18 protein-coding genes are annotated in these 20,080 nt (G+C 63.6%); 4 read left to right on the top strand and 14 right to left on the bottom strand.

Features of this window, described 5'->3' with window-relative positions:
- The first annotated feature begins 77 nt into the window (after nucleotides 1–77).
- The 3 genes from HPT29_RS16355 (at nucleotide 78) to HPT29_RS16365 (ending at nucleotide 2,001) form a co-directional block, all read left to right on the top strand.
- Nucleotides 78–293 carry a hypothetical protein gene (locus HPT29_RS16355; RefSeq protein ID WP_173944969.1) on the top strand — a complete coding sequence of 72 codons (216 nt, stop codon included), beginning with the start codon at nucleotides 78–80 and terminating at the stop codon, nucleotides 291–293.
- Nucleotides 294–356: 63 nt separating this feature from the next.
- The gene (locus tag HPT29_RS16360; protein ID WP_259060097.1) at nucleotides 357–1,625 is read left to right on the top strand and encodes an IS256 family transposase; all 1,269 of its coding nucleotides are present in this window, start codon (nucleotides 357–359) and stop codon (nucleotides 1,623–1,625) included.
- Nucleotides 1,626–1,842: 217 nt separating this feature from the next.
- Nucleotides 1,843–2,001 (top strand): hypothetical protein, encoded by a 159-nt coding sequence (locus HPT29_RS16365; protein WP_173945092.1) that lies wholly within the window; start codon nucleotides 1,843–1,845, stop codon nucleotides 1,999–2,001.
- An 853-nt stretch (nucleotides 2,002–2,854) separates the two neighbouring features.
- On the opposite strand, the gene HPT29_RS16370 is transcribed toward HPT29_RS16365, so the two are convergent.
- Together HPT29_RS16370 and HPT29_RS16375 are read right to left on the bottom strand one after the other, a co-directional pair.
- Nucleotides 2,855–3,172 (bottom strand): hypothetical protein, encoded by a 318-nt coding sequence (locus tag HPT29_RS16370; RefSeq protein ID WP_173945093.1) that lies wholly within the window; start codon nucleotides 3,170–3,172, stop codon nucleotides 2,855–2,857.
- Nucleotides 3,173–3,276: 104 nt separating this feature from the next.
- The gene (locus tag HPT29_RS16375) at nucleotides 3,277–3,960 is read right to left on the bottom strand and encodes an AAA family ATPase (protein ID WP_173945094.1); all 684 of its coding nucleotides are present in this window, start codon (nucleotides 3,958–3,960) and stop codon (nucleotides 3,277–3,279) included.
- An 886-nt stretch (nucleotides 3,961–4,846) separates the two neighbouring features.
- On the opposite strand from HPT29_RS16375, the gene HPT29_RS16380 reads away from it, so the two are divergent.
- Complete coding sequence (locus HPT29_RS16380) at nucleotides 4,847–5,230, top strand: hypothetical protein (protein WP_173945095.1); 384 nt, start codon at nucleotides 4,847–4,849, stop codon at nucleotides 5,228–5,230.
- Nucleotides 5,231–5,486: 256 nt separating this feature from the next.
- Here HPT29_RS16380 and HPT29_RS16385 read toward each other — a convergent pair whose 3' ends face one another.
- The 12 genes from HPT29_RS16385 to HPT29_RS16440 all read right to left on the bottom strand — a co-directional run bounded on the left by HPT29_RS16385 (nucleotide 5,487) and on the right by HPT29_RS16440 (nucleotide 20,024).
- Nucleotides 5,487–5,822, bottom strand: coding sequence for an integrase arm-type DNA-binding domain-containing protein (locus tag HPT29_RS16385; protein WP_259060099.1), 336 nt, complete (start codon nucleotides 5,820–5,822; stop codon nucleotides 5,487–5,489).
- 804 nt (nucleotides 5,823–6,626) lie between these two features.
- Entirely contained in the window at nucleotides 6,627–8,162 is a 1,536-nt protein-coding gene (gene glpD, locus HPT29_RS16390) for a glycerol-3-phosphate dehydrogenase (protein WP_173945096.1), read from the bottom strand.
- Between the two features lie 40 nt (nucleotides 8,163–8,202).
- The gene (glpK, locus tag HPT29_RS16395) at nucleotides 8,203–9,693 is read right to left on the bottom strand and encodes a glycerol kinase GlpK (protein ID WP_173945097.1); all 1,491 of its coding nucleotides are present in this window, start codon (nucleotides 9,691–9,693) and stop codon (nucleotides 8,203–8,205) included.
- 32 nt (nucleotides 9,694–9,725) lie between these two features.
- A complete protein-coding gene (locus HPT29_RS16400; RefSeq protein WP_210804873.1) occupies nucleotides 9,726–11,213 on the bottom strand; it encodes an NAD-dependent succinate-semialdehyde dehydrogenase in 1,488 nt (495 codons plus the stop codon).
- Entirely contained in the window at nucleotides 11,210–11,980 is a 771-nt protein-coding gene (locus HPT29_RS16405) for a sulfite exporter TauE/SafE family protein (RefSeq protein WP_173949309.1), read from the bottom strand. The genes HPT29_RS16400 and HPT29_RS16405 overlap by 4 nt, the downstream gene beginning before the upstream one ends.
- Nucleotides 11,981–11,983: 3 nt before the next feature.
- Nucleotides 11,984–13,987: an alpha-glucosidase gene (locus tag HPT29_RS16410; RefSeq protein ID WP_173949308.1), complete on the bottom strand. Its 2,004-nt coding sequence runs from the start codon at nucleotides 13,985–13,987 to the stop codon at nucleotides 11,984–11,986.
- A gap of 9 nt (nucleotides 13,988–13,996) precedes the next feature.
- A complete protein-coding gene (locus HPT29_RS16415) occupies nucleotides 13,997–14,761 on the bottom strand; it encodes an SDR family NAD(P)-dependent oxidoreductase (RefSeq protein ID WP_173949307.1) in 765 nt (254 codons plus the stop codon).
- Nucleotides 14,762–14,773: 12 nt separating this feature from the next.
- On the bottom strand, nucleotides 14,774–15,655 hold the full coding sequence (locus HPT29_RS16420; protein ID WP_210272268.1) for an SMP-30/gluconolactonase/LRE family protein: 882 nt from the start codon (nucleotides 15,653–15,655) through the stop codon (nucleotides 14,774–14,776).
- A gap of 11 nt (nucleotides 15,656–15,666) precedes the next feature.
- The gene (locus HPT29_RS16425) at nucleotides 15,667–16,473 is read right to left on the bottom strand and encodes an HpcH/HpaI aldolase family protein (protein WP_173949305.1); all 807 of its coding nucleotides are present in this window, start codon (nucleotides 16,471–16,473) and stop codon (nucleotides 15,667–15,669) included.
- Between the two features lie 9 nt (nucleotides 16,474–16,482).
- Nucleotides 16,483–18,216: an L-arabinonate dehydratase gene (gene araD / locus HPT29_RS16430; protein WP_173949304.1), complete on the bottom strand. Its 1,734-nt coding sequence runs from the start codon at nucleotides 18,214–18,216 to the stop codon at nucleotides 16,483–16,485.
- A 12-nt stretch (nucleotides 18,217–18,228) separates the two neighbouring features.
- Nucleotides 18,229–19,080, bottom strand: coding sequence for a carbohydrate ABC transporter permease (locus HPT29_RS16435; RefSeq protein ID WP_173949303.1), 852 nt, complete (start codon nucleotides 19,078–19,080; stop codon nucleotides 18,229–18,231).
- A gap of 5 nt (nucleotides 19,081–19,085) precedes the next feature.
- Nucleotides 19,086–20,024 carry a carbohydrate ABC transporter permease gene (locus HPT29_RS16440; protein ID WP_173949302.1) on the bottom strand — a complete coding sequence of 313 codons (939 nt, stop codon included), beginning with the start codon at nucleotides 20,022–20,024 and terminating at the stop codon, nucleotides 19,086–19,088.
- Nucleotides 20,025–20,080 lie beyond the last annotated feature (56 nt).

The following is a 20,080-nucleotide window of genomic DNA, read 5'->3' on the forward strand; positions in this document are numbered from 1 at the left end:
TGTCCGTAGCGGTTATTGATCGTTCTCGCCATATCTGGTGAATGGGGCAGTCTCTGAGCTCCACGAGGAGTTCATTCATGCGCGCTTTGACAATTGCCATCATCCTTGGATTGTTGGCTATGCCTCAGATAACCTACGCCAAAGAGAGCAAGCCCCCGCGGCAGACACCGACAGCATCGACATCTAAGGTCGATACAGCCGAGGGAACGGATGCTCTCGTAAAAGCTGCCCGCGAAAGAGACGAGGCGCGGCAACGTGCGAGCTATGGCGGAAACTGGGTGATGACGGTGTGAGAAGGGCGGCGTATCGAGGCGGGTGTCGAGCCTGCCAGAACCTCTTCGAGAGAGCGATACGCCATGAACGACACTACCAATGTTTTGCGCCTTCGTCAGCCCGATACGATTGACGATCCCCTGACCGATATTCTGCGCGCCGGCGCCCGTAAATTGCTGGCCCAGGCCATCGAGATCGAGGCTGAGGCCTATCTCGCCAGCATGCGCGAGTTGAAGCTGCCGGACGGGCGTGAGCGTCTGGTCCGGCACGGCCATGGCCCCGAGCGCATGATCCAAACCGGCATCGGTCCGGTGGAGGTCAGCCGGGTCAAGATCCGCGACCGCGGCGCCACGGACGATGCCGACCGCATCCGCTTTACCTCGGCAATCCTGCCGAAATGGGCCCGGCGGACAAAGAGCTTGGATGCGCTGCTGCCGGTCCTGTATCTGCGCGGGCTCTCGACCGGCGACTTCCAGGAGGCGCTCTCAGCCTTGCTCGGTAAGGACGCCCCGAACCTGTCGCCGTCCGCCATCACCCGGCTCACCGGCGAATGGCAGGCCGAATACGAGCGTTGGCAGGCGCGCGACCTGTCGGCGCGCCGCTACGTCTACGTCTGGGCCGACGGCGTCTATCTCCAGGCCCGGATGGAGGATCAAGCCGAGTGCATCCTCGTGCTGATCGGTGCCACGCCAGAGGGCAAGAAGGAGTTGATCGGCTTCCGGGCTGGCGTGCGCGAGAGCGCCCAAAGCTGGCGCGAGCTTCTCGTCGAGATCAAGCGGCGGGGCTTGTCCGTTCCGCCCCGGATTGCGGTCGGGGATGGGGCTCTCGGCTTCTGGAAGGCGCTCGACGAACTCTTTCCCGGCACGCACCATCAACGCTGCTGGCTGCACAAGACCACCAACGTGCTCAACAAAGTGCCGAAATCCGTGCAGCCCGGCATGAAGGTGGCGCTGCGGGAGATTTATCTCGCGCCGACCCGAGCCCAAGCCGAGATCGCCATCGACCTGTTCGCCGAAGCCTATCAGGCGCGCTATCCAAAAGCCGTGGAGTGCGTGCGCAAGGACCAGCGGGCGCTGCTGGCCTTCTACGACTGGCCGGCTGAGCACTGGATCCATTTGCGGACGACAAATCCCATCGAAAGTGTGTTCGCGACGGTGCGGCACCGGACCGTGCGCACCAAGGGCGCGCTGTCGCCGACAACGGCGCGACTGATGGTGTTCAAGCTCATCATGGCAGCTTCGAAAAGCTGGCGGAGGTTGATGGGTGAAAACCAGTTGCCGAAGGTGATCGCCGGTGTCAGGTTTAAGGACGGCAGCGAGGTCATTCCGGTGCCGACAAACAGCGCCGCCTGATCGGCCCCGTCACCTAAATTCCGTCATAGCTCGCAACGTGCTTGGGATCAGAAAACGAAAAACATCACACGGGGGATCTGCTCCGGATGCTAAGCCTTAGGTCCTGTCCGGACTATTTCGGTCCGTTTCACCACACCCCGCCGGCGGCTACGCTAGCGGGTATGCGGCTTCGCTTAGAGGCCGGCTAGGTCTGAACGAGCATACATGGAGGCACTCGATGGATAAAACTCGAAGGGTTGCCGACGCTGTCCTTGCCGTGTTGGAGACGCGGCAAGGCTTCCGTGAGTGGTGGGCCAGTATCGATCCAGAGATGCAGAACCAAATCCTGGAAGCGGTTGGAACCGCTGCTATTGAGGCCGTCGAGAACAGCGAATAGAGACGGCGAGCATTCCAGGTTGCATGAAGCCACTCCCTGTGCAGGTTACCCATGCCACGGCCGATCCTACAGAGAGCCTGCGTACGGGTTCGACCCCCGCCGTCCGCACCATTTTCATCTCGGTAGAGACCGGGTATGAGAACCTCGTGGGGCCTGTAGCACAATGGTTAGAGCCGGCCGCTCATAACGGTCTGGTTGGGAATTCGAGTCCCTCCGTCCGCACCATCGACAAATCGCTTCACCACACTCTGCCCAACGTAGGTGGGGATGCGACTGCGCTCAACGCCGCGGTTCAGGAAATGACGGCGTCCTCGTCGGCACCTCCTGGGGTGTCGCCGGAGGCACACCTAACGGCTCTCCAGGGTTCGGGACTTCAGCGGGTGGAGTCGGTGGAATGCCTCCAGGCTCCTCATTTCCCGGGAGGCTGGGAGGGCTAGCAGGTGGCAGGACAGGATTAGGACCGGGATCTGGCGTGTCAGGCTGCGGAGGAGAGGGAGAAGGAATGTCTGGCTGTCGCGGATCTGACATCACACATAGCCTCCTGCTGGGTTCTCACAAGGCTCCATTAGCCGACCTTCGGGACGTCATCTCCTGGCAACTCAGACGGGTCCGATGGCAGGTCAGGCCCCTCGCTGGGATCAGGCTCAACCTCGGGTGCTGGCGTCGGCATGTCAGGCTCCGGAAGAACAGGAATGTCCGGCTGCGGCGTATCAGGGTACGGAATGTCAGACATTGCGGCTCCCCCCGCTATTGAGTACCTGGTGGCGGAACATAGGGTACGTCATCTGGCTCAGGATCCTCGTGATCAGATGGGGTGCTATCTTCTGGAACAGCTTCAGCCAAGCAAATGGGATCAACTCTCACCCTTGTGCTTCAGCGCCCTTATTGCCGTGGCAAGCTCACGCGATAACAGACTTCTCGTCACCAGATAATCCGGGCCAAGCAGGACGCTATAGCGGGTTCGGGCCCCAAGATGCACCGCCTCACATAGCCCTGCAGCTCTCTCCAAGGCATCGTTCTCAGCTTCACGAATGACGGCCGCAATCCTGGTAAAGGCCTTGTCTGTCAGTTGCCATGATGGCCCAACCCTGTCGCCTTCAACCAAGTCGATATACATTTCAAGAGTCCCACGCAGGCTTTCAGCGCGCTCTTGTGGTGTTATCTGGGGCATCTCGACCTCTCCAGGTTTCCTCTAGAGTCGGTTCATCAGCCGTGCCACCGCAATAGCAAGTTGCGCATTGAGCATGCCCTCAGCGGTATCATGGTGGATCTCCCTCATGACATGGCACTCAGAGGGATTGCGCCACCTTCGTCGTCGGCAATCTCAGTGGCATCCAACCTTCGTAGCCTAGCTGTGAGCCATTGCAAAACCGCACGTATTTCATCGGCAGCTTTCCCATAAGGACTGAACTCGGTCACCCCAAGACCCGCGGCAAGGGCATCAACATGGTCAGAGCGATGCGCCACAGTTGGGTCACACAGGCCCCCAAGCAGTTGGAGGGTCATACGGGCGTTGGCAGTCCTGCTGGTGCGTCCACCGGTTGGGCACTGATTGAGAACGAATGCGAATGGCTTAGCGTTCTCGTTAAGGTGGCGAACGGTAGGTGCACTGGCCTCGATGTCAGCGACGCTGGGACGGACCGGCAGCAAGCAGAAGTGTGCTTCTTTCATTGCTTCTGATGCAGCATGGCTTTCCGCCCCAGGCGTGTCGACAATGACAAGGTCGTAACCTTGTTGGCGAAGCCTATAGAGACGAGAGGAGAGATTAGCCCAAGAAATCGAATGGACCGCCGGGGCTTCAGCGGTGCGCCGCTTGTACCATTCTTCAGCGGTACTCTGCGGGTCTATGTCGATAAGAACTGCCTTCAGGCCACTTTCTGCCGCAGCCACGGCAAGTGAGACAGCAAGGCTGCTCTTGCCTGTCCCGCCCTTCTGCGTGACGAACGAAACGATTTTCACTGAAGTCTCTCCGCCAAACGGTCTGGTCACTTGACGCGACCGTCTCGGGAGAACGACCGTGCCAAGAGGCACAAGATAAAGCTGCGCTCGTATGGTAAATGCATCCCTAACAGAACCACCAGTCGGGGCTTATTTGCCGGATTGGCCTGCCTATGAGCCTTGGCTGGAACTAGGGACCAATCGCGCGGCGTGCCTCTGCAACTGACCTCAGGGCTGTCTCAACAGTCCCAGGCACCTATCATCCAGGATTTATTAATCCAAGTAATTGCGGGGGCTTCTAAGGGGCGTAGACTTCGCCAGATGTGAGGTTTGGAGTGCCGATCAATCAGGGCAAACTGGTCGGGTTGGAACTGGATCAGGCAAGACTAGCCCAGCTTTACGTCGACATAGCCGCAGGCAAACGGCGGGTAGCCGCAGATGACCAAGATATCGGAATACCAGACCCACGCCCTGGAATGCAGGGCTTTGGCGAAGCAGATGCCGGTCGGAGAGCAACGCACTCAGCTCCTGGAAATGGCACGAACCTGGGAGTCACTCGCGAATAGCCGAGAGAGACTCATCAGGACCAATCCTGAACTGGAGGCCCTTGATAGCCTTGCGTCTGCTGACGTGGCCATACCCTCTTCCAAGGCGCACTAAAGGTGAGCTTCTTGCTCCTGGAAATTGACCTAACCCCTGAGCGTGCCTTGGAGCTTTCTTACCTCAACCTTTTTGGGCCCTATCTGCTCAAGAGGGCTCTCCGGGGGTGCCCGTTGAAAACATCTTCATCCTTTTTCCAAAGATGATGAGTACCCTACGGGGAAAGAACGGCCGTTGCTCAACGAGGTCGGATTCTAGGCACAAGTGCGTAGCCATCACACTCCTTGAACCATCACGGAGACGTGTCATGCCCGAAGCACGCGTTACCGTCCGAGTGGGTGATAATCGGCAATCCGTGACCATCGAGATGGGGCCTGTTGAAGGTCCGTCAGCCGCAATTGCGCTCGACCTTGAGCAACTCACAAAGGTCATCAACTCACTCGGGCAAGCACGAACGCAGATGGTTGAAGGTCAGCGGGTCGAGCCGCTTGAAGGTACAAAGGTAAAAACCATCGCAAATCCCAAGTGGTACATTCAGGAGGCCCCTATTGATGGGTCACTTCTCGCATTCAGTCACCCCGCCTATGGGCCGATGGCCTTCGCTATTCCTCGGGACGAGGCTGCGAAGATTGTTGGTATCCTGACGAGCCACCTGTCACTTCCGGTGTGTCGGCAGGAAAAACCAAACTGAGACACTCACATTGCCGTTGGATATCTGAAGAAAGCCCACCCATAATCAGGAACACACAGGAGGCCTAAAGCCACGCGGGCTTTACTGTTTCTGAGCTACACCTTTAGGAATATCTGCTCGACCCGTTTGCTCCGTTGCGGAGCAGCTGGAACAGTTTAGCTTCTGAAATGTGGCGAGGCTCCCACCAACCCACGAACGCCCTGGCCGGAGGTATAGGACACCCTCTGGCTGGGGCGTTTTTGCGCCCGCCGTCCTCTCACGTAAACGTACCCAGCAATTTTGCACAAAGCCCCAGTATGGAACGACGAACAACCGCCTTGGCTCGGAGCTGTTCGCAGTAGGCCGTGAGGGTCATCTTCCACTGGGCACGGTGCTTTTCATTGCGCCAGGAGGAGGACATGCTCTCAATCAGAGCGTCAGCTGCCTCACCAAACGTCATCACTTGGGGCTTGTTATCCCGTGCTGCGATGGGGTCCAGCCCATCCGCGAGCTTCTGACGAGCCTCGGCAGCCCGCTCTCGGGCTTTCGCGAGAGGCACGTCCCTCAAGGCGCCGAGCCCTATCTCCCGCTGCTTACCATCTGTCTTCCACATGAACACCCACGAGCGGGCGCCGCTGGCTGTAATGTTTCAGGTACAGACCACCCCCATCGGAGCGCCGCCCAGGCTTTGTCAGTGTTGCGACTGTCCTGGCGCTCAGTGTGTGCCGCTGTCGTGCCATCGCCCCTACCCTTCCCCACCTTATTCCCCACCTTGAAGGTTGGATTGCAGCGGATGAAGCTGCACCGCGTAAGACATTAGTCAGCATATGCCCCTTGCTGCACAACGAACTCCTGAATGTGACCGAATGTGGTTGGACACCAGTATGGCGGACTCCGTCTCCGCCATTCCATCGGTTCAAGTTACTTAGATCGCTTGCTTTTTCCAGCTTTGGCCGAGCCGAACCCCGACGGGAAACATCGGCCGGTCCCTGAACCAGATCTGTCGCGGCACGAATCATCGAAGCAGCGGCGCGAGCACCAGGCCGCGTTGCGTCCAAGGGTGGCATACCCCAGAGCATGCATGGGAATTGGCTCCCTGCCGCAGGCGACGCGGCTATCGTCTTCCTCGATGACCGCCGGAAGTCCACGCGGCAGCCGTCCTTGATCGGTGCGGGATGCGCCAGCGTCCGAGACATTGCCGATGGATCACAGCGGCCCGCCCATCCCGGCCCGTTCGGGGATGAGGCTGCGGCGGCTGCCGGTGGCGCGATCGCACACGTGCTCGAACCAGTCTCACTTCCTGATGTCCACGGGGATCAGTTCGCCCCGGAGCGTCACGTCGCGGAAGGAGTGTCACCCCTCGGCGCAGGGCTCGGGCATCCAGGTCAGCGATTCAGGATCGTGAGGGCTCGCGCGGTCATCCTCGCGTCATGGCGTCCTTCAGGCGGTCCCCCTGCTGCCTCGCGTCCATCCGGGTGCTCATGTAGGCGGCGATCTCGGCCCTCGCTTCTCCGCCGATCGTGAGACCGAGCTTGGAGCGACGCCACAGGACGTCATCCACATCGCGCGCCCATTCCTGATCCATCAGGTAGCCGACCTCGTTCTCGCCGAGATCTGCGGCGAAGATCCTGCCCAGGTTTCCAGCCGATCCTAGGATGTCCCGCGCACGCGTCCCATAGTTGCGGGCGAGCCGGCGGATCGTGGCGTCTGCGACGGCCGGCGCCTGCGCCTTGAGGCGAGACACGAGTTCTTCGAAACCACCGACGGGGAAGTCGCCTCCGGGCAGCGTCGCCCCCGCCGTCCAGGCCGCCCCGCGGGCGCCGAGTGCCTGTTCGATTGGCTCCAGGACGGACTCGGCCAGGCGCCGGTAGGTGGTGATCTTCCCGCCGAAGATGTTGACGAGCGCGCCTTCCTGGCCGGTTCCGTCGACCTTGATCACGTAGTCACGGGTCGCTTCCTGCGCCTTCGATGCTCCGTCGTCGTACAGGGGTCGGACGCCGGAATAGGCCCAGACCACGTCGTCGGGGGTGACACCGCGCTCGAAATATTCCGATGCGGCCTCGCACAGGTAGGCGGTTTCTTCGGTCGAAATCTGCACCTTGTCCGGACTTCCGGCGAAGTCTCGGTCGGTCGTGCCGATCAGAGTGTAATCGCCCTCGTAGGGAATGGCGAAGATGATCCGGTTGTCCTTGTTCTGAAAGATGTAGCACCTGTCGTGGTCGAACAGCTTCCTGACCACGATGTGACTACCCTGGACAAGCCGGACATGGCGCTCGTTCGAACCGGTCGATTGGCGAAGAACCTGATCGACCCACGGGCCTGCGGCGTTCACCACGAGCCTCGCCGTCACCTCACGGATCCGGCTGGTTTCCCGATCCGTGAGCTCGACCCGGAACCCGCCGTCGCGACGTTCGAGTCGCGTGACCTTCGTTCGCGTCAGGATCTCGGCGCCCCGGTCGGCCGCATCCCGTGCGTTGAGGGCCACGAGCCGGGCATCCTGCACCCAGGCATCGGAATACTCGAAAGCCCTGGTGTATCCGCGTCGCAGGGGCTTTCCCGCCGGATCACGCGCGAGATCGAGCGTCCTGGTTTTCGGAAGCAGCTTCCGCCCGCCGATGTGGTCGTACAGGAACAGGCCCAACCGCAGGAGCCAGGCCGGCCTGAGACCGCCATGATGGGGCAGAACGAAGCGGAGGGGCCAGATGATGTGAGGTGCCATCTTCCAGAGCACCTCGCGCTCCATCAGCGATTCCCTGACAAGGCGAAATTCGTAGTGCTCGAGGTAGCGCAGGCCTCCATGGATTAGCTTAGTGGAGGCGGACGATGTCCCGCTGGCGAGATCCTGCATTTCGGCGAGGAGCACGCTGTAGCCGCGCCCGACCGCGTCACGGGCAATTCCGCAGCCGTTGATGCCACCGCCGATTACCACGATATCGAAGTCTGAATGAGACATAGCTTTCCCCTCCGGATGCGATGCTGTGGGCACCAGGTGGCTAGCCCTGCCAGATCGTCCGCTGCACTGCGCGGCGCCAGCCGGCGAGAGCACGCTCGCGCTCTCCATCGGCCATGGCCGGCTCGAAGCGATGATCGGCCCGCCAGCTGGCGGCGAAACCTTCGCTGCCAGGCCAGACCCCGGCACCGCATCCCGCCAGCCAGGCCGCACCAAGAGCGGTCGTTTCGAGAATGACCGGACGGTCGACGGGAGCGTTCAGAATGTCGGCCAGGCGCTGCATCGTCCAGTCGCTCGCCACCATGCCGCCGTCGACGCGAAGAACGGTGTCGGCTGCGGCCGACCAGTCCTGTCGCATGGCGTCAAGGAGATCCCGCGTCTGGTAACATACGGATTCAAGCGCCGCCCGGGCGATCTCGTTGGGACCCGTGTTGCGCGTGAGGCCGTAGAGCGCTCCGCGAGCGTCGGGCTGCCACCACGGCGCGCCGAGGCCCGTGAAGGCGGGAACGAGATAGACCTCCTGCTGCGGATCGGCCTGAGCGGCGAACGATCCTGATTGGTCCGCGCGCTGGAGAATGCCGAGCCCGTCCCGCAGCCATTGGACGGCCGCTCCGGCGATGAAGATCGAGCCTTCGAGCGCATAGGTCGTCCGGCCGTTGATGCGATACGCGATGGTGCTCAGCAGGCGGTTCTTCGAGGGCACGCGCTCGTGCCCCGTGTTGAGGAGCGCGAAGCAGCCCGTCCCATAGGTGGACTTCATCATTCCCGGCGTGAAGCAGGCCTGTCCGACGGTGGCCGCCTGCTGGTCGCCGGCCACGCCCCTGACAGGGATTGCCACGCCGAAGAGGCTCGGATCCGTGCTCCCGAAATCATCGATGCTGTCCCTGATTTCGGGCAGGATGGATCGCGGCACACGGAACAGGCGCAGCAGATCCTCGTCCCATTCGCCCGTGTCGATGTTGCACAGCATGGTGCGCGACGCGTTGGTCGCATCGGTGACGTGCCGCCGACCGCCGGTGAGATGCCAGAGCAGCCACGTGTCGACGGTGCCGAAGGCAAGCTCGCCGCGTTCGGCCCGTGTCCTGGCACCTTCGACATTGTCCAGGATCCAGGCGATCTTCGTGGCGGAAAAATACGGGTCCGCCAGCAGCCCCGTCCGATCCGTGATCATCCCCTCGGATCCGTCGGCCTTCAATGCGGCGCAGAGGTCCGCCGTGCGCCGATCCTGCCAGACGATAGCATTGTGAATGGCGCGTCCCGTTGCGCGGTCCCAGAGAACCACGGTCTCGCGCTGGTTTGTGATGCCGATGGCCGCGATGTCGGAGGCGGCCAGTCCCGCATCGGCGAGAGCGGACCGCATGGTTTCCAGGATCGTGTCCCAGAGATCCCGAGGATCGTGCTCGACCCAGCCGGGTTTCGGATAGATCTGAGGGAACTCGCGCTGCGCCAGCCCGCGGATCCTGTAGGTGCCGTCAAACACGATGGCGCGGGATGATGTGGTGCCTTGGTCGAGAGCCAGCACGAAGTCGGCCATGCGTTCCTCCTCTCACGTTGCGGTTCGTGCTCTCACAGACCTGCGAGAGCGATGTACTTGATTTCGAGGAAGCCCTCGATGCCGTACCTGGAGCCCTCCCGCCCCAGCCCCGACTGCTTCACGCCCCCAAACGGCGCCATCTCGTTGGCCAGAGCCGGCGTGTTCACCCCCACCATGCCGCTCTCCAGCGCCTCCGCCACCCGCCACACCCGGGCCATGTCCTTCGCGTAGAAGTACGACGCCAGACCAAACTCCGAGTCGTTGGCCATCGCGATCACCTCCGCCTCGTCGGCAAACGCGATGATCGGCGCCAGAGGCGCAAACGTCTCCTCCTTGGTCACCTTCATGCCTTGAGTCACCCCGGTCATCACCGTCGGCTCGAAGAACGTGCTGCCAAGATCCGAGCGCCGGCCGCCCACCAGAACCCGGCCGCCCTTGTCCAGCGCGTCGGCCACGTGCTCCTCCATCTTGGCCACCGCCCGCTCGTCGATCAAAGGCCCCATGGTCACGCCCGCCTCCGTGCCCCGCCCGAGCTTGAGCTGTTTCGCCTTGTCGGCCAGCTTCGCGGCAAACGCCTCCACGACGCCCGCCTGCACGTAGATCCGGTTGGCGCACACGCAGGTCTGGCCGGCATTGCGGAACTTCGACGCCAGCGCGCCCTCCACGGCCGCATCCAGATCCGCATCGTCGAACACGATGAACGGCGCGTTGCCGCCCAGTTCCAGCGACAGCCGCTTGATCCCGTCCGCCGCCTCCTTCATCAGCCACCGGCCCACATTCGTCGAGCCGGTGAACGTGATCTTGGCCACCTTCGGGTTGCGGCAGAACTCCTCGCCGATCGGCCGGGCCTCGCCGGTGATCACCGAGAACGCGCCTTTCGGCACCCCGGCCCGCTCGGCCAGCACCGCCAGCGCCAGGGCCGAAAGCGGCGTCTGGGCGGCGGGCTTGAGCACCATGGTGCAGCCGGCCGCCAGCGCCGGGCCCACCTTGCGGGTGATCATGCCGTTGGGAAAGTTCCAGGGCGTGATCGCCGCGCACACGCCCACCGGCTGTTTCAGCACCACGATGCGCTGGGAGGGATGGGCGCCGGGAATGACGTCGCCGTCGATGCGCTTGGCTTCCTCGGCGAACCACTCGATGTAGGCGGCGTTCGAGATCACCTCGCCCTTGGCCTCGGCCAGCGGCTTGCCCTGCTCGGTGGTGAGGATCAGCGCCAGGTCGTCGGCGTTGGCCACGATCAGGTCGTACCAGCGCCGCAGGACGGCGCTGCGCTCCTTGGCGGTGCGCTTCGCCCAGTCCGTCTGCACCGCGTGCGCCGCATCGATGGCCCGGCGGGCGGCCTCGGGGCCGAGATCGGGCACCGCCAGGATCAGCGCCCCGTCATAGGGATCGGTGACCGGGATCGTCCGGCCGTCGGGCGCGTCCACCCACTCGCCCGCCACATAGGCCTGGCTCACCAGAAGCGACGGGTCCTTCAGATCAACAACACGACGCGCAACAGGGTTCGCATGAACGGTCATCTCGTGGCTCCCAGAAGATGAGTGACGGCAGGCGCTCCGAGCGACACGCCTGAGAGGAAAAGGAGAATGAACACGATACGGCGCATCGTGGCCGGCGAGACGGGAGGCGGCCATCGGCGCGCCGCGTAGGTCGCCCCCATGACGCCCGGAATGGCGAGAAGCCCCGTGAGCGTGGATCCGGACGGCAAATTGCCGGACAGCACCACGAGGCCGATCCGGAACACGGCATTAAGCACGAAGACGGTGACGAGGGTTTCCCTCACCGTCGCGAGCGGCATGGGCTGGCGATAGAAATGGTAGACGAGCGGCGGGCCGGCCGTTGAGAACATCCCGCCCATCAATCCGGCGATGCCGCCGAAGAAACCGAACGAGCCATCGGGCGACTGCTTTGCGAGAGGCTCGGGCTTTCGCGCGAGCTGCAGGCTGGACACGATGATCACGAGACCGAGGATCAGGCGCAGGACATCGGCCTGCGTTCCGGCGAGCCACTCCAGCAGCCAGTATCCGACGAAGAGCAGCGGAATGCTGGCTGCCATGACGATTCCGAATTCGCGCCATGCCACGTCCCGCCACCCTTTCAGGAGCATCTGTGTGGCATTCACGAGCGTCAGCACGCTCACGATCATGGCGGCGTCCGGCAGCGACAGCAGCCCGGTCAGCCCCACGCCGCCCATGGTGATGAGCCCGAAGGCGAAGCCCGTCAGGGTCTGTGCGTAGGCGGCGGCGCCTGTCAGCACGAGAAAGCCGATGAGCTCCGCGCCGGACATTGCTCAGAGTTTCCTCAGGCCAGCAAACAGCTCCGCGAACTCCGAGCCCGTCCGGTAGAACACGGGCGGCTCACCGAAGGGTGCGCCCACCGTGGCATCCTGGCCTCCCGCGAACGTCTTGCCGGACCAGACATGGGTCCACTCGGCGCCCTCTGGAAGGTAGGTGCTCCATTCCGTCTTCCCGGACTGCCAGACCGGCGCGATGAGCAGATCGGGCCCGTAGAGATAGGCATCCTGGATCGCGTAGGTGCGGGCATCGTCCTCGAAATGGAGGAACAGCGGGCGCTGCACCGGCAAGCCCCGGGTCGAAGCTTCCGCCACGAGCGATTTCAGATACGGCACGAGGTGCACGTAGACCCTGGTCATCCTGGCGAAATGGGCGAGGACCTCCGAATCCTGATCGATCTGCAGGTTGTCGCGCGGGCGGTTGCCCTCATGGGTGCGCATCACGGGCGTGAACGCTCCCATCTCGGCCCAGCGCATGACAAGTTCCGCCGTGCGCGCATTGCCGAAGAGGCTCGTATAGCCGCCGATGTCGGAATGGTGATAGGCGTTGCCGAGAAGTCCCGACGACAGCGCACCCGACATCACCGTCACGAGCCCGTCATGGCGAGTGAAATCGACCGACTGGTCGCCACCCCACAGCAGCGGACAATGCTTCTGCACCCCGGTGAAGCCGGCCCGCATGAAGAACAGGGCCTCGCCGGTCTTGCCGCGGCTCGCCACCGCGCGTGCGTTCACCTCGGCCCAGAGCGTCGGCCAGGCGTTGTGCATCAGCTTCGCATCGACGCCGTTGGCGAGCTTCACATCGATCGGCAGATATTCCCCGAAATCGGCCATCCAGCCCGAGAGGCCGAAATCGAGCATGTTCTGTCCGATCACCCGCTCGGCGAACCAGGCGGCCGCCTCCGGGTTGGTGAAATCGACGACGCCGCAGTCGAACTCGCCGAAATCGACCAAGGCGGTCTTTCCGCTCTCATCCTTGGCGAAGTAGCCGGCGGCCTCCGCTTCCGGGAAGAGCGACCCGTCGACGGCGAGATAGGGATTCACGTATCCAAGGAAACGGATGCCCCGATCTTCCAGTTCGGCCATCCGCTGGCGAAGACCGGGATAGCGGTCGTCGTTGGCCTTCCAGTCCCAGAACAGCCGCGCTCCGAACGAGGTGTGACGGAGCCCCACCCAATCCTCGCACCACAGTCCCGACACCTTCGTGCCGGCCGCCAGGATGGTTTCCAGCCGCTCGAACGAGTTCGCCCCATCCTTCAGCCCGATGATCGCGCCGCCATAGACCCATTCCGGCAGCGGCGGCTGACGCCCGAAGCGCTCGGACATGGCCTCGACGAGGGAGATGAACGTCGGACGCGCCGAGAGCTCGATCCGTTCGGGGACGGCCCAGATCTCGATCTCGTGGAAGTCGCCGCGTCGGAAGTCGAAAGCGGAATAGGCGGTCGTCTCCACGTGCAGCGTATAGCGCCGGGACGAGAGAAAGGTCGGCTGCGGATAATTGGTATTCCAGTAGTCGCCACCCGACTTGCCGCTGACATCCGCCTTGAAGGTGATCTCCGTCGTCTTGTCCCGTCCGACCCCAGGCTCGGACGTCCAGAGCGGAAAGCGGCGGCCGCGCATGTCGAAATACGACATCTGCTCCCCGCCACCCCAGACGTGCTCGCCCGGCTCGGCCTGAACGCGGAGCCAGATCCGGTTGAGGGCAGCATCCTCCGTCCGGAACGCGATGGCGCCATTCCGGTCATCTCCTGAAAGCTGGAGGATCATCCGGACCGGTTGCCCGGGAGCCGCCGAGAACGCGATGTTTGACCCGGACACGACCGCATGGGCGAGCGGCGTCCGCTCGACGACATAATCCTCGATGTCGAAATTGCCGCGATACATGTCCATCCGGGCATCGCCCTGCCCCACGAAGAGGCACGGGGCGTCGCTGCGATGGCGCAGGATCGGCCTTCCGTCGAGAATGAGATCGAAGCCGTCGGCGGTCTTTTGGATCTGCATGGGATGCTCTCAGTTCTGGGTCAGGCCGGCATCGACGATGAAGTTCGCGCCCGTGCAGCCGCCGCTCTCGTCGGAGCCGAGGAAGAGGGCCATCTTCGCCACGTGGCTGGCATCGAGCCGGAACTTCAACGCCTGGAGGTCGAGGAACTGCTGGTTCAGCTCGGGCGTCAGCCAGAGCTGCTTCTGGCGCTCCGTGAGGATCGCGCCCGGCACGATGCAGTTGACCCTGATATTGGACGGCCCCAGCTCACGGGCGAGCGTGCGGGTCATGCCGTTGATCGCCGCCTTCGCGGTCGTGTAGCCGACCATGCCGGGACGGCCGCGCATCCATGAGATCGAGCCGAGCATCACGATGGAGCCCGCCCCGCGTGCCCCCATGCCCTTCGCGACCGCCTGCGTGGCGAAGAACTGATGGTCGAGGTTCAAAGCGAGCGCCCGCCGCCAGTAGTCCGGCTCCACCTCGGCCATGTCGTGCCGGTCGTCCTTGCCCGCATTGTTCACGAGAACGTCGACGCTACCGAGTTCGTTTTCGATCCGAGCGAGCACCTCGCGGAGCGCCGGAATGTCGGTGACGTCGCAGGAATGGAAGCTGGCACCCGTCGCGTTTGCCAGAGCCCTCCCTGGCTCCTCGGCGATATCGATGAAAGCCACCCGGGCGCCCTGGGCGGCGAAAGCCTTCACCATTTCCTCGCCGATGCCGGACGCGCCGCCCGTGATGACGACCGAACGGTTTTCAAGGGAGCGATATTGGACGGTTGTATAGTCGAATGCCATCGCAGCGCGGCCTCAAACGGAAGGATCGAAACGGTTTTCAGGCAGTCCCGGCACGTCGACCGGCATGGAGAACAGGCTTCCTGACTGCGGAAGGGCCTCGAGCTCAGCCTCGGAACGGCCGTTGCGCGCCGATGTCACGTAGAGGGTCTTCAAGTCGGCGCCGCCGAAGCAGACCATCGTGGGACACCGGGCCGGGACGGGATATTCCGCCAGCAATCGCCCGTCGGGCGCATAGCGCTGGATCCGTCCACCCTCGAACAGAGCCGTCCAGTAGCAGCCTTCCGCATCCACCGCGGCGCCGTCGGGCCGTCCGCGGTCCATCTCGGACGGCTGGAGGCGCACGAACAGGGTCTTGTCCGTGGCCTCGCCAGTCTCGGGCTCATAGGCATAGCGCCAGACCGTGAAGGTCGGCGTATCGGAATGGTAGAGCGAGCGTCCGTCCGGCGAAAATGCGACGCCGTTCGACGTGAGGAGACCGCCGGCAAGTTCCGCAAGCCCGCGCCGGTCGTACCGGTAGAGATGTGCCCTGCCGCCATCCTTCGGCTCGTCGATGGTCCCGGCCAGAAAGCGGCCGGCTGGATCCACGCGGCCATCGTTGAAGCGGCTGGTGCGCTGGTCCTCCGGATTGTCGGCCAGCATCGCCTCGCGGTTTCCCTCGGAGTCCAGCAGCCAGAGGCCCGAGCGGAAACCCGCGATGAAGCCGCCGCCCTTCCGGAATGCGACGCAGCCGATCTCCTCGGGCATCGTCATGACGGCGTGCTCGCCCGTTGCAGGGCGAAAGCGATGGAGCGCCCGCCCCTTGATGTCGACGAAGACCAGCGCCTGCCCGTCGGCGTCCCAGATCGGGCACTCGCCCAACTCGGCGCGGATATCGAGGGCGACGGTCAGCGACATCGCACGCATCCTCAGTAGGCCGCAGTCGGAGCGTTCGACGCCACCGGCTGATCGCGCAGGGCACCCAGCCATTCCGAGGCGCGGCTCGTCATCATGGCGATGTCGGAGGCCACTGCCACATAGCTGTAGCCGTATCCGATGAAGCGGCGCACCATGTCCGGGTTCGGGCCGACAATTCCGACCGGCTTGCCCGCCTCGTGAGCCATCCTCGCCGCCTTCTCGATGAGCGCCTGAACGTCCGGATGCGCGATATTGCCGATATGCCCCATGGCGGCCGCGAGATCGCCGGGCCCAACGAACAACGCGTCGATGCCGGGGACAGCCGCAATGTCCGGCAGACGCTCGATCGCCTCCGGCGTCTCGAGCTGGACGATCACCGCCACCTGATCGTTGGCCCGTTTGAGATAATCCGCCGCGCGGCCGAACCGCGAGCCGCGATGCACCGCGGCGACGCCGCGAACGCCGTCGGGCGGATATTTGGCGAAAGAGACGGCCTGTCGCGCCTCCTCGGCGGTCTGGACGAACGGGATCATGATCGTCTGGGCGCCCGCATCGAGGACGCGCTTGACGAGCACCTGATCGTTCCAGGCGAGGCGCACGACCGCATCGGCCGGCGTGCAGCCGATGGCGCGCAGGATGTGGGCCAGGTCGGAGACTTCGATCGGCACGTGCTCCATGTCGACGACCAGGAAGTCGAAGCCGCTGTAGCCCATCGCCTCGGCGGTCGCGGGCGCCGCCGCCATCAGCCAGGTGCCGAGCGGCGGGCGCGGCCTCTCGCCCTTCAGCCAACCTTTGAAGCGGTTCTCGATGTCGATCATGACGTGCCCCTAGAAGATGGACGGCTCGACCACCGGGCCGGGCGCGCTGAGGAAATCGAAGTCGCAGCCCTGATCGGCCTGCGAGACATGGCGCTGGTAGAGGGCCGCGAAAGAGCGGCCGTAGACGTGTGCGGTCGGCTTCCATTCGGCGCGGCGGCGCTGCAGCTCCGCCTCGTCGACCTTCATGTCGAGGCGTCCGGCCTCGACATCGAGCTCCACGAGATCGCCGGTCCGGAGAAGCCCGAGGGGGCCGCCCACGGCGGCCTCGGGGGCCACATGCAGGATGCAGGTGCCATAATGGGTTCCGCTCATGCGCCCGTCGCAGATGCGCACCATGTCGCGCACACCCTGCTTGAGGAGCTTCTTCGGGATCGGCAGGTTGCCCCATTCGGGCATGCCCGGAGCTCCGACCGGGCCGGCATTGCGCAGGACGATGACCGTGTCCTCAGTGACGTCGAGACCGGGGTCGTCGATCGTCCGGTTCATCTCGGCGGGATTGTCGAAGACGAGCGCCGGCCCGACATGCTTGAGGAACTTCGGGTTCGCGGCCGAGGACTTCATCACGGCGCCATTGGGGGCGAGGTTGCCACGCAGCAGCGCGAGCGTCTTGCCGCGCGAGAGCGGCACGATCGGGTTGTCCTCCCCGCGAATGACTTCGTCATTCCAGCACTCCGCACCCGCGATGTTCTCGCCCAGGGATTTGCCGTTCACCGTCATGCCATCCCGGTCGAGATGCCGCTCCAGCTTCTTCAGCAGGGCGAGCAAACCGCCGGCGAAGTAGAAGTCTTCCATCAGGTATTCGCCAGACGGGAAGAGATTGGCGCAGACCGGCACCCTTCCGGCCATGTCGGACATGTCGTCGAGGGTCAGATCGACATTGGCGCGGCGCGCCATGGCGATCAGGTGCACGGCGGCATTGGTGGAGCCTCCCAGCGCCATGTAGGTCACGAGACCGTTGCGGAAGCTCTTTGCATCGAGGAAGCGGGATGGCTTCCAATCTTCCCAGATCATCTCGACGATACGCTCGCCGCAGAGGGAGGCCATACGCGGATGGCCGCTGTCGGCGGCCGGGATCGAGGAGGCGCCGGGGAGCGTGAGGCCCATGGCGTCCACGATGGACGTCATGGTGGAGGCGGTTCCCATGGTGTTGCAGGTACCAATGGAACGGGTCATCCGGCTTTCCAGATCGACCCAGTCTCCTTGAGTAATGTTGCCGGCCCGAAGCTCGTCCCAATACTTCTTGGTATGGGTACCGGCTCCCGTCTTCTGCCCACGCCACTGCCCGCTCGACATCGGACCCGCCGGACAGTAGATCACCGGAATGTCCATGCTGATCGCCCCCATGAGGAGCCCGGGCGTGGACTTGTCGCAACCGCCCAGCAGCACAGCCCCGTCGATCGGATGCGAACGCAGGAGCTCCTCCACCTCCATAGCGAGGAAGTTGCGATAGAGCATCGTGGTGGGCTTCACCATGACCTCGCCGACGGAAAGAGCCGGCAGCTCGACCGGATAGCCCCCGGCCTGCCAGACACCGCGCTTCACGGCCTCCGCCCGGTCGCGCAGATGCGAATGGCAGGGACTCAGGTCGCTCCAGGTGTTGATGATGGCCACGACAGGCTTGCCCAGGAATTCCTCCCGGCGCAGGCCCATCTGCTGGGTGCGCTGGCGGTGCGCGAAGCCGCGCATGTCGTCGGAGGCGAACCAGCGCTGGCTCCGCAACTCCCCGATGGGTCGGCGTGTCATTGCAGTAGTCCCTTATCCCTTGATGCCGCCGGAGGTCAGACCAGACACGACACGCTCCTGGAAGATCACGATCAGGACCGCGACGGGCACGATGCCCACCACGAGCGCGGCCGAAATCACCGGCCATGGGAACGCGAACTCGCCCTGATAGAGCGTGATGCCGACGGGAAGCGTGCGGAGCATCGGGTTGGAGTTGAACGAGAGCGCGAGCAGGAACTCGTCCCAGGAATTCACGAAGGCGAGAATGCCCGCAGTGAACACACCCGGCGCCGCGAGCGGCACCACGACCTTGAACAGCGCGCCCAGGCGTGTGCAGCCGTCGATCATCGCGGAGTTCTCGAGATCACGCGGGATGCCTTCGAAGAACGAAACCAGGATCAGCGTGCAGACCGGGAGGCTCAGCACCGTATAGGGCAGGATCAGGGCGATCCAGGTGTTGAGGAGGTTGAGCGCCCGCATGATCTCGAACAGCGGAACCAGGAGCGTCACCAGCGGGAAGGTCGACACCGCGATGATGGCGGAGAGGATCAGATCCCGGCCCCGGATGTGGAGCCGAGCCAGAGCATAAGCGGCAAGCACCGACACGAAGAGCGTCAGGGCCGTCGAGAGAAGCGCCACCATGAAGCTGTTGAATAGGAACAGGATCAGCGGCTGATCCGTAAAGGCGCGCAGATAGTTGGCGATCGTCGGGGCATGGGGCAGCCACGTGATCGGCTTGAGGGTCAGCTCGGACTCCGTCTTGAGCGACGTGAACAGGATCCACAGTGCCGGAAACATCCCGTTCATGACCAGGATGAACCCGATCAGGATGCGCAGCGGCTTGCCGGAGAAGATCGAGCGAATGGCAGGCGTATCATGGCTCATGGCTATCACCCCTTGGCCCGGATCATGCGCAGGTAGACGGCCGTCACGCCCATGGACAGCACGAACATGAACACCGCGAGCGCGGAGCCGTAGCCGAGATCGAGGAAGTCGACCGTGTTCTGGTGGATGTACATGGCAAGGGTCGCGGTGGAGGTCCCGGGACCGCCGCGCGTCATGGTGAAGGGAATGTCGAAAGTCTGCAGCGCCGTGATGGTGCGGAAGATCAGCGCCACGACGATGGAGGGTTTGAGCAGGGGCAGCGTGATCTCGAAGAACTGCCTCAGGCGCCCTGCCCCGTCCACGTCCGCCGCCTCGTAGAGGGAGCGCGGAATCGTCTGGAGACCGGCCAGGATGATGAGCGCCATGAACGACGAGGTTTTCCAGATGATCGTCAGGCAGATCGCCGCGAAGGCCCAATTGGCGGAGTTGAACCAGATCACGCCCTCGAAGCCAAGACGGCCCAGCACATCATTGACGACGCCGTATTCGGAATGGAAGAACCACGCGAAGATGAGGCCGGCGAACGAGAGCGGCAGCGCCCATGGGATCAGGAGCGAGAGACGAACCGGCCATTTTCTCTTGAACGGCAGGTTCGCCATCAGGGCGAGAGCGAGGCCGACGAGCAATGCGCCCGGGACCGTGATCAGCGTGATGAGAACCGTGTTCCAGGTCGTCTCCCAGAACACGGGATCCTCGAGCATGAGCGAGTAGTTCTCGAGTCCTGCGAAGGCAGCCGGCGCGCCCGATGTCAGCGACAGGTTCTGGAAGCTGGTCCAGACCAGGCGGCAGACCGGATAGACGATGATGAGCGCCAGCAGCAGTGCCGCCGGCAGCAGCAGCAGCATGGCGAGGGTGCGCTCGCTCGGATCCAGGAACCGCGTCCACCACTTCGTGCCGCTCTCATTACGCGCCGTAACCAAGGTAGTTTCGCTCGCCGTTGCCATCGTCGTGATCCTGCCCGGGTGCAACGTTGAGGATGGATGCCTGAGGGCATCCATCC

The sequence above is a fragment of the Microvirga terrae genome (genome assembly GCF_013307435.2).
GTDB classification, from domain to species: domain Bacteria; phylum Pseudomonadota; class Alphaproteobacteria; order Rhizobiales; family Beijerinckiaceae; genus Microvirga; species Microvirga terrae.

Coding starts and splice junctions, on each gene's coding strand:
- HPT29_RS16360 (WP_259060097.1), top strand. CDS start 357: ATGAACGACACTACCAATGTTTTGCGCCTTCGTCAGCCCGATACGATT.
- HPT29_RS16415 (WP_173949307.1), bottom strand. CDS start 14,761: ATGGCATTCGACTATACAACCGTCCAATATCGCTCCCTTGAAAACCGT.
- HPT29_RS16380 (WP_173945095.1), top strand. CDS start 4,847: ATGCCCGAAGCACGCGTTACCGTCCGAGTGGGTGATAATCGGCAATCC.
- glpD (WP_173945096.1), bottom strand. CDS start 8,162: ATGTCTCATTCAGACTTCGATATCGTGGTAATCGGCGGTGGCATCAAC.
- HPT29_RS16440 (WP_173949302.1), bottom strand. CDS start 20,024: ATGGCAACGGCGAGCGAAACTACCTTGGTTACGGCGCGTAATGAGAGC.
- HPT29_RS16385 (WP_259060099.1), bottom strand. CDS start 5,822: ATGTGGAAGACAGATGGTAAGCAGCGGGAGATAGGGCTCGGCGCCTTG.
- HPT29_RS16410 (WP_173949308.1), bottom strand. CDS start 13,987: ATGCAGATCCAAAAGACCGCCGACGGCTTCGATCTCATTCTCGACGGA.
- HPT29_RS16420 (WP_210272268.1), bottom strand. CDS start 15,655: ATGTCGCTGACCGTCGCCCTCGATATCCGCGCCGAGTTGGGCGAGTGC.
- HPT29_RS16405 (WP_173949309.1), bottom strand. CDS start 11,980: ATGTCCGGCGCGGAGCTCATCGGCTTTCTCGTGCTGACAGGCGCCGCC.
- HPT29_RS16370 (WP_173945093.1), bottom strand. CDS start 3,172: ATGCCCCAGATAACACCACAAGAGCGCGCTGAAAGCCTGCGTGGGACT.
- araD (WP_173949304.1), bottom strand. CDS start 18,216: ATGACACGCCGACCCATCGGGGAGTTGCGGAGCCAGCGCTGGTTCGCC.
- HPT29_RS16365 (WP_173945092.1), top strand. CDS start 1,843: ATGGATAAAACTCGAAGGGTTGCCGACGCTGTCCTTGCCGTGTTGGAG.
- HPT29_RS16425 (WP_173949305.1), bottom strand. CDS start 16,473: ATGATCGACATCGAGAACCGCTTCAAAGGTTGGCTGAAGGGCGAGAGG.
- HPT29_RS16435 (WP_173949303.1), bottom strand. CDS start 19,080: ATGAGCCATGATACGCCTGCCATTCGCTCGATCTTCTCCGGCAAGCCG.
- HPT29_RS16355 (WP_173944969.1), top strand. CDS start 78: ATGCGCGCTTTGACAATTGCCATCATCCTTGGATTGTTGGCTATGCCT.
- glpK (WP_173945097.1), bottom strand. CDS start 9,693: ATGGCCGACTTCGTGCTGGCTCTCGACCAAGGCACCACATCATCCCGC.
- HPT29_RS16400 (WP_210804873.1), bottom strand. CDS start 11,213: ATGACCGTTCATGCGAACCCTGTTGCGCGTCGTGTTGTTGATCTGAAG.